The 19,493-nt window shown below is 73.8% G+C and carries 2 protein-coding genes; both read right to left on the bottom strand.

The window, feature by feature from the left end:
* Positions 1-3,412 (bottom strand): type I polyketide synthase (locus ACWGJ5_RS43745; RefSeq protein ID WP_453315179.1); only part of this gene is annotated, 3,412 nt, incomplete at its 3' end.
* Complete coding sequence (locus ACWGJ5_RS43740; RefSeq protein WP_453315178.1) at positions 3,351-19,454, bottom strand: SDR family NAD(P)-dependent oxidoreductase; 16,104 nt, start codon at positions 19,452-19,454, stop codon at positions 3,351-3,353. The genes ACWGJ5_RS43740 and ACWGJ5_RS43745, both read right to left, overlap by 62 nt.
* Positions 19,455-19,493: the final 39 nt, after the last annotated feature.

Raw genomic sequence — 19,493 nt, 5'->3', positions numbered from 1 at the left:
CCGCGCCGCGGGTGGCGCACCACAGCGGTGCCGTGACCTCCGCGTCACCGAGTGCCTGCACCAGCGCGAGGGAACTGTGCAACGGCTGCCCGGCGTCCAGGGCGAGCAACGACAGCACCCCGCTGACGGGCTCCCCCTCGCCGACCTCTTCGCGCAGCAGGGCGGCCAGTGTTTCCCGGTCGGTCGTGGCCGGGGTCAGCACCCGCACCGCGGCACCGCGTGCGGTGAGGGTACGAGTGACGCCCGCCGGCCATGTGCCGTCCGCGTCCGGCGCGACGACCAGCCAGGTTCCGGACAGGCGTGGGGCCGTCGAGCTGTCCGACATCGGTTTCCAGACGACCCGGTACCGCCATCCGTCGAGGGTCGACGTCTCACGGCTCTGCCGCCGCCAGGACGACAGCACGGGCAGCACCTCACTCAGCCGCTGATCCCCGTCGACCTCCAGCTCGGCGGCCAGCGTCTCCCAGTCCTCCCGCTCCACCGCCTCCCAGAAGCGGGTTTCGACGGAGTCGGTGGGGATGGTGTCCTGTGCGGCCGGGGCGGCTCCGGATTCCAGCCAGTAGTTCTGGTGTTGGAAGGCGTAGGTGGGCAGGTCGACCCGGCGGGCACCGGTCCCGGCGAACACCGCCTTCCAGTCCACCGACACACCCTGCACGAACGCCTCACCCAACGAGGCCAGGAAACGGTCCACTCCCCCGTCATCGCGGCGCAGCGTCCCCACCACAGCAGCCTGCCGGCCCGCGTCCTCGACGCTCTCCTGCACCCCCATCGCCAGCACCGGATGCGCACTGCACTCCACGAACGCACCGAAACCCTGCTCCACCAACGTGCGTACCGCACCGTCGAGTTCGACCGTGCGACGCAGGTTGTCGAACCAGTACCCCGCCGCGAGCTCGGACCCCTGCACCCACTGGCCGGTCACCGTGGAAAGGAACGGCACCCGTGCGGGCCGGGGCTCGACCCCGCCCAGCAGCCGCAGCAACTCCTCCCGCAGCAAATCCACCTGCGCGGAATGCGAGGCGTAGTCCACCGGCACCCTGCGAGCCCGGACCCCCTCCGCCTCACACACGGCCAGCAACTCCTCCAACGCCTGCGGCTCACCCGAGACCACCACCGACGACGGCCCGTTCACCGCCGCCACCGAAACCCGCTCCTCACCCCAGACAGCGATCCGCTCCCGCACCGCCGCCACCGGCAGCGCCACCGACACCATCCCGCCACGCCCGGCCAGAACCCGGCCGATCACCTGACTGCGCAACGCCACCACCCGCGCCGCATCCTCAAGACTCAAGATCCCCGCCACACAGGCAGCCGCGATCTCCCCTTGGGAATGACCGAGCACGGCAGCGGGCTCCACACCCGCCGACCGCCACACCTCCGCCAGCGACACCATCACCGCGAACAGAGCGGGCTGGACCACATCCACCCGCTCCAGCGACGGCGCACCCGGCACCCGCCGCAGCACATCCACCAACGACCAGTCCGTGAGCGGATCCAGCGCCGCCGCACACTCACCGATCCGGGCAGCGAACACCGGCGACACATCCAGGAGCTGCGCAGCCATACCCGCCCACTGCGAACCCTGACCCGGGAAGACGAACACCGTCTTACCCCCCGCACTCACCCCCTGCACCACACCCGGCGCCACCGAACCAGCCGCAACCGCGCCAAGCCCCGCACGCAACCGCGAAACCTCACCACCCACCACCACCGCACGATGCTCCAGACCCGCACGGCCCACCGCCAGCGACACACCCACATCCACCGAACGCACACCCTCATGCGCGTCCACCCACGCCAGCAACCGCCCCGCCTGCTCCCGCAACGCCGCCGCACTCCTGCCCGACAACGCCCACACCACACACCCACCACCAGCCACCAGACCCGGCTCCCCCACCGACCCCGGCCCCGACCCCAGCCCCGGCCCCGGCTCCGGCTCCGGCTCCTCCACCGGCGCCTGCTCCACCACCACATGCGCATTCGTCCCACTGAAACCGAAGGAGGAGACGGCGGCGCGGCGTGGTTCGCCGGTCTCCGGCCAGGGAACGGTGTCGGACAGCAGTGAGACCGCGCCGGCCGACCAGTCGACATGGGGTGTCGGCTCGTCGATGTGGAGGGTCCTGGGGAGGACGCCGTGGTGCATCGCCTGGATCATCTTGATGATTCCGGCGACACCCGCGGCGGCCTGCGTGTGGCCGATGTTCGACTTGATGGAGCCCAGCAGGAGCGGCCGGTCCGCGGGCCGGTCCTGGCCGTAGGCGGCCAGCAGCGCCTGGGCCTCGATCGGGTCGCCCAGCGTCGTACCGGTGCCGTGCGCCTCCACCGCGTCGACCTGGTCGGCCGACAGCCGGGCGTTGGTGAGTGCCTGGTGGATGACGCGCTGCTGGGACGGACCGTTCGGCGCGGTCAGACCATTGCTCGCACCGTCCTGGTTGACGGCGCTGCCGCGGACCACCGCCAGCACCGGGTGGCCGTTGCGCCGGGCGTCCGACAGCCGTTCCACCAGCAGCATGCCCACGCCCTCGCCCCAGCCGGTGCCGTCGGCGGCGGCCGCGAACGGCTTGCAGCGGCCGTCGGCGGCGAGGCCGCGCTGTCGGCTGAACTCGGTGAAGGTGGCCGGGCTCGCCATGACCGTGACACCGCCGGCGAGCGCCAGATCGCACTCGCCGGCACGCAGCGCCTGCACCGCCATGTGCAGGGTGACCAGCGACGACGAGCACGCGGTGTCCACCGTCACCGCCGGACCTTCGAGCCCGAAGGTGTAGGCGACGCGGCCGGAGGCGATGCTGCCGGAGCTTCCGGTGCCGAGGAAGCCCTCGACGCCTTCGGGGATCTCGTCCAGGCGGGCCGTGTAGTCGTGGTACATGACTCCGGCGAACACGGCCGTGCGGCTGCCGCGCAGCGATGTGGGGTCGACGCCGGCCCGCTCGAACGCCTCCCACGACGTCTCCAGCAACAGCCGCTGCTGCGGATCCATCGCCAGCGCCTCACGCGGCGAAATCCCGAAGAGGGCGGGGTCGAAGTGGCCGGCGTCGTAGAGGAATCCGCCTTCGCCGACGTAGCTGGAGCCCGCCTTGTCGGGGTCGGCGTCATAGAGGGAGTCGACGTCCCAGCCCCGGTCGGTGGGGAACGGCCCGATGGCATCGGTGCCGTTCAGGACCAGCTGCCACAGGTCCTCCGGGGTGCGGACACCTCCCGGATAGCGGCAGCTCATCGCCACGACGGCGATGGGTTCCTGGTTGCGCTCCTCGACCTCGCGCAGCCGCCGGCGGGCCTGACGCAGGTCGGCAGTGGCCCGCTTGAGGTAGTCGCGGAGCTTGTCCTCGTTCGCCATCGCGTCGGGTCCTTTCTCAGGACGAGCCGAGCTCGTCGTCGAGCAGGTCGAAAAGCTCGTCATCTGTGGCTGTTTCAAGATCGTTGTCTGGGTCGGCGGCGTCGTCCGCCGGCCCCTGGGCGTCGTCCCACCTGGTCATCAGGGCCTGCAGGCGCATGGTGATCCGCGAGCGGGTGACGCTGTCCGGTGCCGTCTCGCCGGAGCTCAGTCCGGCCAGTGCGGCTTCGAGGCGGTCGAGGTCGCCGAACACGGACGGCGCACCATCCGGCTGCGGGAGCCGCGTGCGGAGGTGGCCGGCCAGGGCACCGGGCGTGGGGTAGTCGAAGACCAGGGTGGCGGCGAGCCGCAGTCCGGTGGCCCCGCTCAGGCGGTTGCGCAGTTCCACGGCGGTCAGCGAGTCGAAGCCGAGTTCCTTGAAGGCGGCGTCCGGCTCGACCGCGGCCGCCTGCTGGTGTCCGAGCACGGCGGCCACCTGGGTGCGTACCAGATCGAGCAGGATCCGGTCCCGTTCGGCCGCGGACAGTCCGGCGAGGCGTTCGGCGAAGGTCCGCGTGTCGGAGTCGCTCGTGCCCGCGGCCGTACGGCGCCGGGGGGCGCGGACCAGTCCGCGCATCAGCGGCGGCACTGTCTCGGCGCCCCCGCCGGCCACGGCCGGCGGACGGCCGAGGTCGAGGCGGGCGGCCACCAGCAGCCCCTCCTCCAGCGCACCAGCCAGGTCGAACAGCGCCAGGCCTTCGTCGGTGCCGAGGGCGGACATGCTGCCCCTGCTGATCCGCTGCCGGCCGACCTCGTCCAGCGTGGCCGCCATGCCGTCACCCTCGTCCCACAGCCCCCAGGCGACGGACACCGCCGGAAGACCCTGGGCACGGCGGTGCAGGGCGAGCGCGTCGAGGAAGGTGTTCGCCGCCGCGTAGTTGGCCTGCCCGGGGTTGCCGAAGACGCCCGCGGCGGAGGAGAACAGCACGAACGCCGACAGGTCGTGTTCGCGGGTCAGCTCGTGCAGGTTCCAGGCGGCGTCGACCTTGGGCCGCATGACGCGCTCGACGCGTTCGGAGGTGAGCGCTTCGACGACGCCGTCGTCCAGTACGCCGGCGGAGTGCACGACGGCGGTGAGCGGATGCTCCTCCGGGATGGCGTCCAGGACGGCGGCCAGGGCCTCGCGGTCCGCCGTGTCACAGGCCGCCCAGGTCACCATGGCTCCCGTCTCGCCCAGCTCGGCGGCCAGTTCACGGGCGCCGTCGGCCGTCGCGCCGCGCCGGCTGACCAGTAGCAGGTGCCGCACGCCGTGCGCGGTGACGAGGTGCCGGGCCAGCAGGCGGCCGAGCGTTCCGGTGGCCCCGGTGATCAGCACCGTGCCCTCGGGGTCGAGGTCCGGTCGCGGCCGGACCGCGGTGGACGGGACCCTGGCGAGCCGCGGCACGTGGACCGAACCCGCGCGCACGGCGAGCTGTGCCTCGTCGGACGCTCCGGTCAGGACGCCGGCCAGCGCCTGGAGCGGGCCGTCCTCGCCGTCGAGGTCGAGCAGCAGGAACCGGCCCGGATGTTCCGCCTGCGCCGACCTCACCAGTCCCCACAGGGCCGAGTGGACCAGGTCGTCGACGTCCTCGTCCGGGCCGGCGGCGACCGCGCCGCGCGTCACCAGGGCGAGCCGCGTGCCCGCCAACGGGCCGGAGGAGAAGCGGTCGTCGGCGAGCCACTCATGGACCAGCCCGAGCGCCGCGCCGGTCGCCTCGCGGGCCGCGGCGGCGACACCGGCGGTGCGGGCCAGGTCGGGTATGCAGGAGGAGAACACGATCTCCGGTGCCGGATCCCCGTCGGCGACGGCGCCGGCGAGCGCCGGCAGGTCGTCGTACGCGGCGACCTGTCCGCCGGCTCGCTGGAGGGCGGCGCCCAGCTTCAGGTCGTCGCCGCCTACGACGGCCCACCTCGGCAGGTCGTCCGCGGCGGGCGCGTACACCTCACCGGCTGCGGGCAGCGGCGTCCAGTCGAGGCGCCACAGGGCGTCATGGTGACCCCGGCCGGCGTGGTCGGCGACGAGCGGGCGCAGCACGAGCGAGTCCACCGAGGCGACCGGTGCTCCGGTCTCGTCGGCCAAGGTCAGGGAGACGGCGTCCGTACCGGCCGGCGACACCCGCACGCGCACCGCCGTCGCGCCCTCGGCGTGCAGCCGTACGCCTTCCCAGGCGAACGGCAGCCGCGCCGTGCGAGGTTCGGCCGACTCCTCGTCGGCCGGGAAGAAGTCGCCCAGCCCGATGGCGTGCAGGGCCGCGTCGAACAGCGCCGGGTGGAGCCCATAGGCACCGGCCTCGTCCCGCTGTTCCCCGGCGAGCGCCACCTCGGCGAAGACTTCGCCGTCGGCCCGCCAGGCGGCGTGCAGTCCCTGGAAGGCCGGGCCGTAGCCGAGTCCCAGGGCGGCGAGATCGTCGTACAGCCCGTCGACGTCGACGGTCTCGGCACCGGGTGGCGGCCACTCGGGCACCGCCGGCGCGATGGCAGGCTTCAGCGGGGCACCGGCCAGGACACCAGCGGCGTGCCGTGTCCACGGCTCGTCGGCGGACGCGTCCTGCGGGCGCGAATACAGCCCGAGGGAGCGGTGTTCGGACTGGTCCGGCTCCCCTACGGTCAACCGCAGCTGAAGCGCGCCCCGTTCGGGCAGCACCATCGGAGCTTCGAGGACGAGCTGTTCGACCAGGTCGCAGCCCACCTGGTCCCCGGCGCGTACCGCCAGCTCGACGATCGCGGCGCCCGGCAGCAGCACGGCGCCCGACACCATGTGCTCCGCGAGCCAGGGGTGCGTGTCGAGGGACAGCCGCCCGGTGAACACGAACCCTTCGCGGTCCGGAAGTTCCGCCGCGGCACCGAGCAACGGATGCCCGGCCGCCGCCAGCCCGGCCGACACCACATCACCGACCCAGCCCGCGGGCGCCTCCAGCCAGTAGCGCCGGTGCTGGAAGGCGTAGGTGGGCAGGTCGACGCGTCGGGCGCCGGTGCCGGCGTAGTAGGCCTGCCAGTCCACCGCGATGCCCCGGGTGTGGGCCTGCGCGAGGGCCGTGGTCAGGGTTTCCGGCTCCGGACGGCCCACGCGGAGCACCGGCACGAACGCATGGTCCTCGCCGGTGACACAGTCCTGCGCCATCGCCGAGAGCACACCGTCCGGGCCGAGCTCGATGAACGTGGTGACGTTCTGGGCCTCCAGCGCCCGGACCCCGTCGTGGAAACGGACGGCCTCACGGACATGGCGGACCCAGAAGCCGGGGCTGGTGATCTCCTCCGCGGTCGCGACGGCGCCGGTGAGGTTCGAGACGACCGGGATACGCGGAGCCTCGTACGACAGGCCCTCCGCGACCTCCCGGAAGGCCTCCAGCATGCCGTCCATGTGCGGGGAGTGGAAGGCGTGACTGACCGTCAGGCGCTTCGTCTTCCGGCCCTGCTCCTCGAAGGAAGCGGCAATGTCCAGTACGGCGTCCTCGTCACCGGCGACCACCACGGACGCCGGGCCGTTGACCGCGGCGATGCTCACGGCATCGGTCAGGTACGGGATGACCTCGTCCTCGGTCGCCTGCAGCGCCACCATCGCACCACCGGACGGCAGCTCCTGCATCAACCGACCCCGCGCCGTCACCAGCGTGCACGCGTCCTCCAGCGACAGCACACCCGCACAGTGCGCCGCGGCGATCTCACCGATCGAATGACCGGAGACGAAGTCCGGCCTGATACCCCACGATTCCAGCAGCCGGAACAGCGCCACCTCCACCGCGAACAACGCGGGCTGCGTGTACGCCGTCTGATCCAGAACCGCGGACTCATCACCGAACACCGCCTCAGACAGCGGCAGTTCGAACCGAACGAACACCTCGTCCAGCGCCCGGGCGAACACGGGATACGCGTCGTACAGCTCCCGGCCCATCCCCAGCCGCTGGCTGCCCTGACCGGTGAACAAGAACGCCGTCTTGCCCGCCACCACCGACCCGGTCACCAGGCCGGCCGCCGCACCGCGTCCCTCGGCCAGAGCCTCAAGCCCCGCCATCAGACCGTCACGGCCACCCGCCACGACCACCGCACGCCGGTCGAACGCGGCTCTGTGGGCCGCGAGCGAGTAGCCGACGTCCACGGGGGCACACTCGTCGCCGGCGTCGAGCAGGTGGGCGCGCAGCCGTGCCGCCTGGGCCCCGAGCGCGTCCTCGGTCCGGCCGGAGAGCACCCACGGCAGCACCGGCGGTGCCACCTCGGAAGCGGGCCCGTCCGTGGCCGCGGGCGGCTGCTCGATGATCGTGTGGGCGTTGGTGCCGCTGAAGCCGAACGAGGAGATGGCGGCCCGGCGGGGACGGTCGGTCTCCGGCCAGTCCCGGGCCTCGGTCAGCAGCGACACCTCTCCCGCCGCCCAGTCCACATGCGGGGACGGCTCGTCCACGTGCAGGGTCCGCGGCAGCACACCGTGCCGCATCGCCAGCACCATCTTGATGACGCCCGCCACGCCGGCCGCGGCCTGTGTGTGACCGATGTTCGACTTGATGGAGCCGAGCAACAGCGGTCGGTCCTCGGCCCGCTCCTGACCGTAGGTGGCCAGCAGCGCCTGCGCCTCGATCGGGTCACCCAGCGTCGTACCCGTACCGTGCGCCTCCACCGCGTCCACGTCCGAAGCCGACAGACCCGCCGAAGCCAGCGCCTGCCGGATCACCCGCTGCTGCGAGGGACCGTTCGGCGCCGTCAGACCATTGCTCGCACCATCCTGGTTCACCGCCGAGCCACGGACCAGCGCCAGCACGGGGTGGCCGTTGCGGCGGGCGTCCGACAGGCGCTCCACCAGCAGCACACCCGCGCCTTCGGACCAGCCGGTGCCGTCCGCGTCCGCGCCGAATGCCTTGCAGCGGCCGTCCGCGGCGAGCCCGCGCTGCCGGCTGAACTCCACGAAGGGCGCCGGTGTCGCCATCACCGTGACACCGCCCGCCAGTGCGAGCGAGCATTCACCGTTGCGCAGCGCCTGGACCGCCAGGTGCAGGGCGACCAGCGACGAGGAGCAGGCCGTGTCGACCGTGACGGCCGGACCCTCCAGGCCGAAGGTGTAGGCGAGCCGTCCGGAGACCACGCTGGCGGCGTTGCCCGTGCCCAGGAAGCCCTCGACTCCCTCGGGCAGGGCCGACAGCCGGGACGCGTAGTCGTGGTACATCACACCGGCGAACACACCGGTCCGGCTGCCGCGCAGCGAGCCCGGGTCGATGCCGGCCCGCTCGAACGCCTCCCAGGAGGTCTCCAGCAGCAGCCGCTGCTGCGGATCCATCGCCACGGCCTCGCGCGGGCTGATCCCGAAGAACGCGGCGTCGAAGTGCGCGGCGTCGTCGACGAAGCCGCCGCGGAGGGTGTAGCTGGTGCCGGTGCGGTCGGGATCGGCGTGGTAGAGCGCGTCGAGGTCCCAGCCGCGGTCGTCCGGGAACTCCGCGATGGCGTCGTGGCCCTCCGCCACCAGGCGCCACAAATCCTCGGGGGTGCGCACTCCGCCCGGGTACCGGCAGGCCAGTCCGACGATGGCGATGGGGTCGCCGTCGCCGGACGCGGTCGTCGCGGTGTCCGGCGTGGCCGTCGCGCGGGGGTCGGTGCCGAGCAGCTCGCCGTGCAGGAACTCGGCGAGGACCACGGGCGTCGGGTGGTCGAAGACCAGGGTGGCGGGCAGCCGCAGACCGGTGGCGGTGCCGATCCGGTTGCGCAGTTCGACCGCCGTCAGCGAGTCGAAGCCCAGCTCGCGGAAGGAGCGGTCCGCCTCGATCAGCTGTGCGTCGTCGTAGGCCAGCACGGCGGCGACCTGGGCTCGGACGAGGTCCAGCAGCACGCTGTGCCGATCCTCGTCGGGCAGTGCGGTGAGCCGCTGGGCGAGCGAGCCTCCGCCCGGTTGTCCGGAGCTCTCCGTGCTGCGACGCGGACGGGCCGGGACCAGGCCGCGCAGCAGCGGCGGTACGCCGTCCGCGTCCGCGCGTGCGCCCAGTGCGGCGGTGTCCAGCCGTATCGGAACGAGCAGTGGCTGCTCGCCCGGTGCGAGTGCGGCGTCGAGGAGGTCGAGTCCCTCCGCGGTGGTGAGGGCGGTGACACCGCCGCGGCTCATGCGGTCCAGGTCGGCCCGGCCCAACTCACCGGTCATCGCGCCGGGTTCGGCCCACAGCCCCCAGGCGAGGGAGACGGCCGGGAGGCCCTGGGCGCGGCGGTGGTGGGCGAGGGCGTCGAGGAACGTGTTGGCGGCGGCGTAGTTCGCCTGGCCCGGGCTGCCGAACAGGCCGGCGGCCGAGGAGAACAGGACGAACGCCGAAAGGTCGTGGTCGCGGGTGAGTTCGTGCAGGTTGAGGGCGGCATCGGCCTTGGGGCGCAGAAGCCGCTCGACGCGTTCCGGGGTCAGCGATCCGATGGTCCCGTCGTCGAGCACTCCCGCGGAGTGGATCACCGCGGTGAGCGGATGCGCCGCGGGGACGGTGTCCAGCAGGGCGGCCAGCGCCTCCCGGTCGGCGGCGTCGCAGGCGACGAGCCGGACGGTGGCTGCGCCCGAGTCGCGCAGGTCGGCCAGGAGTTCTGTCGCCCCCTCGGCGTCGGTGCCGCGGCGGCTGGTCAGCAGCAGGTGCCGTACGCCGTGCTCGGCCACCAGGTGCCGGGCCACCAGGCGGCCCAGGGTGCCGGTGGCCCCGGTGAGCAGGACCGTGCCGTCCAAGTCGAGGCGGGAGGTGTCGGCCGTCGCAGTGGCGCGGGCCAGCCGGGGGGCCAGCAACCGGCCCTTGCGCAGGGCCAGTTGCGACTCGTCCGTGGTGAGGGCGGCGGGCAGTGCCGGGTGGGCGAGGCCGTCGGAGTCGATCAGCAGGAAGCGGCCGGGGTGCTCCGACTGGGCCGATCGCACCAGGCCCCATACGGCGGCGTGCGTCAGGTCGGTGACGTCCTCGCCGGGCCCTGTGGCCACCGCGCCCCGGGTGACGAAGGCGAGGCGGGACGCGGCGAACCGCTCGTCCGCCAGCCAGAGGTGGACGGCGGCGAGGGCCTCCACGGCTGCGCCGCGCACGGCTTCGGCGAGGTCGCTGACGGCGGGGGCGGGAGGGGTCAGGGGGAGGATCACGGTCTCCGGCGCGGGTGCGCCGGACGCGATGTCGGCCGCCAGGGACGCGAGATCGGCGTGTACGGAGGCGTGGATGCCGAGGCTGCGCAGGTCGTCGTCGGCACCGACGACGGCCCGGTCCCCGGTGGACGAGGCCGCCGGCACGGCGACGGGTGCCCAGTCCAGGCGGAACAGCGACCGGCGGTGACCGTCGCGGATGCCCTCGGCCGGGAGCGTCCGGAGCACCAGGGAGCCGACGGACGCGACCGGCCGTCCGGTGCCGTCGGCGACGTCCAGGGCGACGGCGTCGGGGCCGGCCTTCGTCAGCCGCACCCGCAGCGTGGAGGCACCCCCCGCGTGCAGGGTCACACCGCTCCAGGAGAACGGCAGCCGTGCCGTGCCGTCCGCGTCGTCGGCGGCGAGGGAGCCGCCCAGTCCGACGGCGTGCAGCACCGCGTCCAGCAGCGCCGGGTGGACGCCGTAGTCGCCCGCCTGTGGCCGTTCGTCCTGCGGCAGTTCGACCTCGGCGTAGACGTCTTCACCCCGCACCCAGGCGGCCCGCAGCCCCTGGAACGCCGGGCCGTAGTGCAGCCCGGCGGCGGCCAGGTCCGCGTACCGTCCCTCCAGCGCGACGGGGGTGGCGTGCGGCGGGGGCCACGCCGCCAGGTCGAAGGAGGCCGCGTCGGTGCCGGTGGCCAGGGTGCCGTCGGCGTGCCGGGTCCACGGCTCCTCGGCGGCCGCGCTCTCCGGGCGCGAGTGAACGGTGACCCGGCGCCGGCCGGTGTCGTCCGGGGCGCCCAGTACGAGCTGTACGTGCACCGCTCCGTGCTCCGGCAGGATCAGCGGTGCTTCGAGGACGAGTTCCTCCAGCCGGTCGCAGCCGACCTGGCCGCCGGCGTGGGTGACGAGTTCGACGAACGCCGTGCCCGGCAGCAGCACCGAGCCCGACACGACATGGTCGGCGAGCCACGGGTGGGTGCGCGGCGACAGCCGGCCGGTGAACACCGTCCCGTCGTCGTCGGCGAGTTCCACCGTCGCGCCGAGCAGCGGGTGGCCGGCCGCCGCCAGTCCGAGCGCGACCGGGTCACCCGCCGCTCGGCCGGCCGGCGACGGCCAGTACCTGCGGTGCTGGAAGGCATACGTGGGCAGATCGACGCGGTCGGCTCCGGTGCCCGCGAACACCGCCTCCCAGTCCGGCTGTGCGCCGTGCGTCTGGGCGAAGGCGAGTGCGGCCGTCAGGGTGCCGGTCTCCGGCCGGTTGCCGCGCAGGGTGGGGGCGGAGGCGGTGCCCTCGCCGGTGACGCATTCCTGCGCCAGCGCGGCCAGCACACCGTCGGGCCCGAGTTCGACGAAGGTGGTGACGCCCTCGTCCTCGAGGGCCCGGACGGCGGCGCAGAAGCGGACCGTCTCGCGGACGTGCCGCACCCAGTGGTCCGGCGTGCGGATCTCCTCCGCGGTGACGAGCGCACCGGTGAGGGTGGACACGACGGGGATGCGCGGGGCATGGAACGTCAGGCCTTCGGCGACCTCGCGGAAGGCGTCCAGCATGCCGTCCATGTGCGGGGAGTGGAAGGCGTGACTGACCGTCAGCCGCTTGGTCCTGCGGTCCCGCTCCTCGAAGGCCGCGGCGATGCCGAGCACGGCGTCCTCGTCGCCGGAGACGACCACGGACGCGGGGCCGTTGACCGCGGCGATGCTCACGGCGTCGGTCAGGTACGGGGTGATCTCGTCCTCGGTGGCCTGGACGGCCACCATCGCACCACCGGAAGGCAGCTCCTGCATCAGCCGGCCACGCGCCGCCACCAGCGTGCAGGCGTCCTCCAGCGACAGCACACCCGCGCAGTGCGCGGCCGCCAGCTCGCCGATGGAATGCCCGGCGAGGAAGTCGGGGGTGAGCCCCCACGCCTGGAGCTGGCGGAACAGTGCCACCTCCAGCGCGAAGAGTCCGGCCTGGCTGTACGCCGTTCGGTCCAGGGGTTCGCGTTCGGTGCCGAACAGGACGTCTCTCAGCGGGTGTTCGAGGTGCCGGTCCAGCTCCGCACAGACCGCGTCCAGGGCTGTCGCGAAGGCGGGGTGGGCGGCGTGCAGCTCGCGGCCCATACCGGGGCGCTGGCTTCCCTGGCCGGTGAACAGGAACGCGGTACGGCCGCCCGAGGCGGCACGGCCACGCAGCAGGCTCGCCGCCGGTGTGCCGTCGGCCAGCGCGGTCAGGCCCGCGAGCAGAGTGTCCCGGTCGTTGCCGACGGCGGCGGCACGGTGTGCCAACGCGGCGCGCCCGGCGGCCAGCGTGTATCCGACGTCGGCCGGACGCAGTCCGGGATGGGCGGCCAGGTGGCCGCGCAGCCGGTCGGCCTGGGCGCGCAGGGCGTCCTCGGTCCCGCCCGACACCGGCCAGATCAGGTCCGGTGCCCGGACGGGCTCCGGCTGGGGGTGTGCGCGCGCGACGGCCGCCGGGGCCTGCTCGATGATGGTGTGGGCGTTGGTGCCGCTGATGCCGAAGGACGAGACCGCGGCCCGGCGGGGCCGGCCGGTCTCGGGCCACGGGCGGGCCTCGGTCAGCAGTTCCACCGCGCCCGCCCGCCAGTCCACGTGCGGCGAGGGTTCGTCGACGTGCAGGGTCCGCGGCAGGATGCCGTGCCGCATCGCCATGACCATCTTGATGATGCCGGCGACACCCGCGGCGGCCTGCGTGTGGCCGAAGTTGGACTTGACGGAGCCCAGCCACAGCGGCCGGTCCTCGGCATGCTCCTGCCCGTAGGTGGCCAGCAGCGCCTGCGCCTCGATCGGGTCGCCCAGGGTCGTACCGGTGCCGTGTGCCTCCACCGCGTCGACGTCCGCCCCCGACAGCCGGGCGTTGGCCAGCGCCTGCCGGATGACGCGCTGCTGGGACGGGCCGTTGGGTGCGGTCAGGCCGTTGCTCGCACCGTCCTGGTTCACCGCCGTACCGCGGACCACCGCCAGCACGGGATGACCGTTCCTACGGGCGTCCGACAGTCGCTCCACCAGTAGCAGGCCTACGCCCTCGGACCAGCCGGTGCCGTCCGCGCCCGCAGCGAAGGCCTTGCAGCGGCCGTCCGCGGCGAGGCCGCGCTGCCGGCTGAAGCCGACGAAGGTGCCGGGCGTCGCCATGACGGTGACGCCGCCGGCCAGGGCGAGCGTGCACTCGCCGGTGCGCAGCGCCTGGACGGCCAGGTGCAGGGCGACCAGCGACGAGGAGCAGGCCGTGTCGATGGTGACCGCGGGCCCCTCCAGGCCGAAGGTGTAGGACACCCGGCCGGAGGCGATGCTGCCGGTGGCGCCCGAGCCGAGCGAGCCTTCGGCGACGCCGGGAGCCTGCTCCAGCAGCGAGGCGTAGTCGTGGTACATCACGCCGGCGAAGACGCCGGTCCGGCTGCCGCGCAGGGACGCCGGGTCGATGCCCGCGCGTTCGAACGCCTCCCAGGCGGTCTCCAGCAGCAGCCGCTGCTGCGGGTCGGTGGCGAGAGCCTCGCGCGGGCTGATGCCGAAGAGCGCGGGGTCGAAGTCGCCCGCGTCGTGCAGGAAGCCGCCCTCGCGGGTGTAACTGGTGCCGGGGTGGTCGGGGTCGGGGTGGTAGATGCCCTCGACGTCCCAGCCCCGGTCGGCCGGGAAGGGGGTGATCCCGTCGAGGCCGGCGGCGACCGCCTGCCACAGGTCCTCGGGAGTACGGACCCCGCCCGGGTAACGGCAGCTCATCGCGACGATCGCGATGGGCTCGTGGTCGTCGGCGACCACCGCGGCGGCCGTCTCGGCCGTAGGCGTGCCGATGATCTCGGCGTGCAGGTGCCGGGCGAGGACGGCGGAGGTGGGGTGGTCGAAGACCAGGGTGGCGGCGAGCCGCAGTCCGGTGGCCCCGCTCAGGCGGTTGCGCAGTTCCACTGCGGTCAGCGAGTCGAAGCCGAGTTCCTTGAAGGCCGCGTCGGGATCGACCGCGCGCGGGGTGTGGTGGCCGAGGGTCGCCGAGACATGCGTGCGCACCAGGTCCAGCAGAAGGCGTTCCTGCTCGGCCTCGCCGAGGCCGGCCAGGTCCTGCGCGAGCGAGGAGGCACCGGTGCCGGTGCCGTGGGTCTCGGCGGTCCGGCGGGCGGGAACCCGGACCAGGCCGCGCAGCAACGGCGGCACAGGGCCGGCGGCCGCGTCGGCGCGCAGCGCGGTCAGGTCGAGCCGGGCGGGAACCAGCAGGGCTTCGGAGGACGAGGCGGCCGCGTCCAGGAGCCGCAGGCCCTCGGCCGCGGGCAGGCCGCGCACCCCGCCGCGGTTCATCCGCTCGACGTCCGAGGCGTCCAGGCCGCCCGCCATGCCGCCGTCGGCGTCCCACAGCCCCCAGGCGAGCGACACCGCGGGCAGGCCCAGGGCGCGCCGGTGGTGGGCGAGGGCGTCCAGGAAGGTGTTGGCGGCGGCGTAGTTGGCCTGGCCGGGGCTGCCGAAGACGCCCGCGGCCGAGGAGAACAGCACGAACGACGACAGGTCCATCTCCTGTGTCAGTTCGTGCAGGTGGAGTGCCGCGTGCACCTTGGGGCGCAGCACGCGCCCGAGCCGCTCGGTGGTCAGCGAGCCGACGACACCGTCGTCCAGCACCCCGGCGGTGTGCAGGACGGCGGTCAGCGGATGTGCCTGGGGAACGCCGGCCAGTACGGCCGCCAGCGCGGCGCGGTCGGCGACGTCGCAGGCGGCCCAGGTGACCTGGGCGCCCGCCTGCTCCAGTGCGTCGGTCAGCCCGGTCGCGCCGGCGCCGCCGCGGCGGCTGACGAGCAGCAGGTGGCGTACCCCGTGCTCGGCCACCAGGTGGCGGGCGACGAGGCTGCCCAGCGTGCCGGTGGCGCCGGTGACGAGGACGGTGCCGTCGGGGTCGTAGGGCCGCGTGCTCGGGTCGGTGACGGCCGCGCGGGCCAGCCGCGGTGCCCGCAGCGCTCCCGCGCGCACGGCGATCTCCGGCTCGCCGCAGGCCAGGGCGGCCGGAAGGGCGGTGGAGGAACCGTCGAGGTCGACGAGGACGAAGCGCTCCGGGTGCTCCGACTGCGCCGAGCGCACCAGCCCCCACAGGGCCGCGTGCGTCAGGTCGCCGACCGTCTCGCCGCTACCTGCGGCCACCGCGCCACGGGTGACGAAGACCAGCCGGGCGTCGGCGAACCGCTCGTCGGCCAGCCAGGACCGCAGCAGGCCCAGGGCGCGCCCGGTCGCCTCGGTCACCGCCTCGGCGCCGGTGTCCGCGTCCGGGGACGTGAACGTGGCCAGGACCGTGTCGGGCAGGGCGGCCGACCCCGCGTCGAGGGCGGCTCGCAGGCCGTCCAGGTCCGCGTACCGGTCCGCCTCGGCGACCGGTCCGGCCTCTCCGTCACCCAGTACGGCCCACCGGCCGGCGGGGATCACCGAGGGCACCGGGACGGCTGCCCACTCGACCCGGAAGAGCGACTCGTGGTGACCGGTGCGGACCTGATCCGGCGACACCGTGCGCAGCGTCAGCTCGTCGACGCGGGCCACCGGCCGGCCGACGGCGTCGGCGACGGTCACGGACACCACGTCCGGCCGCCCGGTGCCCGCCAGCCGCACGCGCGCGGCCGACGCGCCGACGGCCTGCAGCGACACTCCGCTCCAGGAGAACGGCAGTCGGCCCCGGCCGTCGTCGGCCACCACTCCACCGAGCCCGAGGGCGTGCAGCGCCGAGTCCAGCAGGGCCGGGTGCAGCCCGTAGGAGCCGGCCTGCGGCCGCTGGCCGTCGCCCAGTTCGACCTCGGCGAAGATCTCCTCGCCGCGCCGCCAGGCGGCCCGCACGCCCTGGAAGTCGGGCCCGTACACCAGGCCGGCCTCGCTCAGCCCTTCGTACAGACCGTCGAGGGGCAGCGCGACCGCGGCTTCGGGGGGCCAGACCGTCATGTCGGCGGCTCCGGTCGGCACGGTCCCCGTGGTCAGCACGCCCGCGGCATGCCGGGTCCACGGCGCGTCGGCGGGCGCCTCCTCGGACCGCGAGTACACGGACAGCGAACGCCGGCCCGACCCGTCCGGCGGGCCGACCCACAGCTGGATCTGGACCCCGGCCGTAGCGGGCAGGACCAGCGGCGCCTCGAGGGTGATCTCTTCCAGGTGGTCGCAGCCGACCTGGTCACCGGCGCGGAACGCCAGTTCCACGAAGGCCGAGCCGGGCAGCAGCACCGAGCCCATGACCGTGTGGTCGGCGAGCCACGGGTGGGTGTCGAGCGCCAGCCGGCCGGTGTAGAGGAAGCCGTCGGTGTCGGCGAGGGCGACGGCCGCCCCCAGCAGCGGGTGGTCGGCCGCGCCGAGCCCGGCCGAGGTCACGTCCCCGAGCGGGTAGCCGCTGTCCAGCCAGTACCTCTCGCGCTGGAAGGCGTAGGTCGGCAGCTCGGCCTGGTGCCCGCCGGCCCGGGCGTACACCTCGCTCCACGCGATCGGCACACCTCGTACGTGGGCCTGGGCCAGAGCGGCGGCCGCGCTCTCCGCCTCCGCCCGTCCCTGGCGCAGCACGGGGACGAAGGCGTGGCCGTCACCGCTGACGCAGTCCTGCGCCATCGCCGAGAGCACACCGTCCGGGCCGAGCTCGATGAAGGTGGTGACGTTCTGGGCCTCCAGCGCCCGGACCCCGTCGTGGAAACGGACGGCCTCACGGACATGGCGGACCCAGAAGCCGGGGCTGGTGAGCTCCTCCGCGGTCGCGACGGCGCCGGTGAGGTTCGAGACGACCGGGATACGCGGAGCCTCGTACGACAGCCCCTCCGCGACCTCCCGGAAGGCGTCCAGCATGCCGTCCAGGTGCGGGGAGTGGAAGGCGTGACTGACCGTCAGGCGCTTGATCTTGCGGCCCTGCTCCTCGAAGCGGGCGGCGATCTCCAGTACGGCGTCCTCGTCACCGGCCACGACCACGGAGGTGGGGCCGTTGACCGCGGCGATGCTCACGGTGTCCGACAGGTACGGGATGACCTCGTCCTCGGTCGCCTGCAGCGCCACCATCGCACCACCGGAAGGCAGCTCCTGCATCAGCCGGCCACGCGCGGCGACCAGGGTGCACGCGTCCTCCAGTGACAGCACACCCGCACAGTGCGCGGCCGCGATCTCACCGATCGAATGACCGGAGACGAAGTCCGGCCTGATACCCCACGACTCCAGCAGCCGGAACAGCGCCACCTCCACCGCGAACAACGCGGGCTGCGTGTACGCCGTCTGATCCAGAACCGCGGACGCGTCGCCGAACACCGCCTCGCGCAACGGCAGTTCGAACCGCTCGAAGACCTCGTCCAGCGCCCGGGCGAACACGGGATACGCGTCGTACAGCTCCCGGCCCATCCCCAGCCGCTGGCTGCCCTGCCCGGTGAACAGAAACGCCGTCTTCCCTGCCCTGGCCCGGCCATGGACCACGTTCGGGCGGGGTTGGCCGGCCACCAGTGCGTCGAGTCCGGCGAGGAGTGTGTCGAGGTCGCGGCCGACGACGACCGCGCGGTGGTCGAAGGCCGCGCGGCCGGTCGCGAGGGTGCGGCCGATGTCGGCGACGGTCGTGCCGTGGTGGGCGGTCAGGTGGGCGCGGAGCCGTTCGGCCTGGGCGCGCAGTGCCTCGGGCGTCCTGGCCGACAGCGGCCAGAGTTGCGGTACGGAACCGCCGTCCGGCCGGTCCTGTACGGCGCTGTCGTCGGGCCGGTCCTCGGGAGCCTGTTCGAGCACCGTGTGGGCGTTGGTACCGCTGATGCCGAACGAGGAGACCGCGGCCCTGCGCGGACGGCCGGTCTCCGGCCAGGTGCGCGGCTCGGTGAGCAGGGAGACCGCTCCCGCCGACCAGTCGACGTTGCGGGTCGGCTCGTCGACGTGGAGGGTCCGGGGCAGGACGCCGTGCCGCATCGCCATGACCATCTTGATGATCCCGGCGACGCCGGCGGCGGCCTGGGTGTGGCCGATGTTGGACTTGACGGAGCCCAGCCACAGCGGGCGGCCGTCCTCCCGGCCCTGCCCGTAGGTGGCGAGCAGCGCCTGCGCCTCGATCGGGTCGCCGAGCGTCGTACCGGTGCCGTGCGCCTCCACGGCGTCGATGTGGGTGGGCGACAGCCGGGCGGCGGCCAGGGCCTGGCGGATGACGCGCTGCTGCGAGGGTCCGTTGGGCGCGGTCAGGCCGCTGCTCGCGCCGTCCTGGTTGACCGCGCTGCCGCGGACGAGGGCGAGCACCCGGTGGCCGTTGCGCTCGGCGTCGGACAGGCGCTCCAGGAGCAGCATGCCGGCTCCCTCGCCCCAGCCCGTGCCGTCGGCGGCGTCCGCGAAGGACTTGCAGCGGCCGTCGAGGGCGAGGCCGCGCTGACGGCTGAACTCGGTGAAGGTGCCGGGCGTCGACATGACGGTGACACCACCGGCCAGGGCGAGCGTGCACTCGCCGGAGCGCAGCGCCTGCGCGGCCAGGTGGACGGCGACGAGCGAGGAGGAGCAGGCCGTGTCGATGGTGACGGCGGGGCCCTCGAGGCCGAAGGTGTAGGCCACCCGGCCCGAGGCGATGCTGCCGGAGCTGCCGTTGCCCAGGAAGCCCTCGACCTCCTCCGGCACGGCGAACAGGCGGGCTCCGTAGTCGTGGTACATCACGCCGGCGAACACGCCGGTGCGGCTGCCGCGCAGTGTCGTCGGGTCGATCCCGGCCCGTTCGAACGCCTCCCAGGAGGTCTCCAGCAGCAGCCGCTGCTGCGGGTCCATCGCCAGCGCCTCGCGCGGCGAGATACCGAAGAACGCCGGGTCGAACTCGGCCGCGTCGTGCAGGAAGCCGCCCTCGCGGACGTACTCCCTGGGCCGGCCGTCGGTGTCCGGGTCCGGGTCGAAGAGGACGTCGGTGTCCCAGCCGCGGTCGGCCGGGTAGCCGGAGACCGCGTCGTCGCCGTGGGCGACGAGCTCCCACAGGTCCTCGGGGGTGTGCACCCCTCCGGGGTACCGGCAGCTCATCGCCACAATGGCGATCGGCTCGGCGTCCCGCTCCTCCACCTCGCGCAGCCGTCGTCGGGCCTCGCGCAGATCGGTCGTCGCCCGCTTGAGGTAATCGAGGTACTTCTCCTCGTTCACCATGTACGCCGTCCCCGTGGTGAGAGTGGTGGGATGTGTGCG

This window comes from Streptomyces sp. NPDC054783 (genome assembly GCF_053611725.1).
This window is presented reverse-complemented; position numbering and strand designations above follow the sequence as displayed.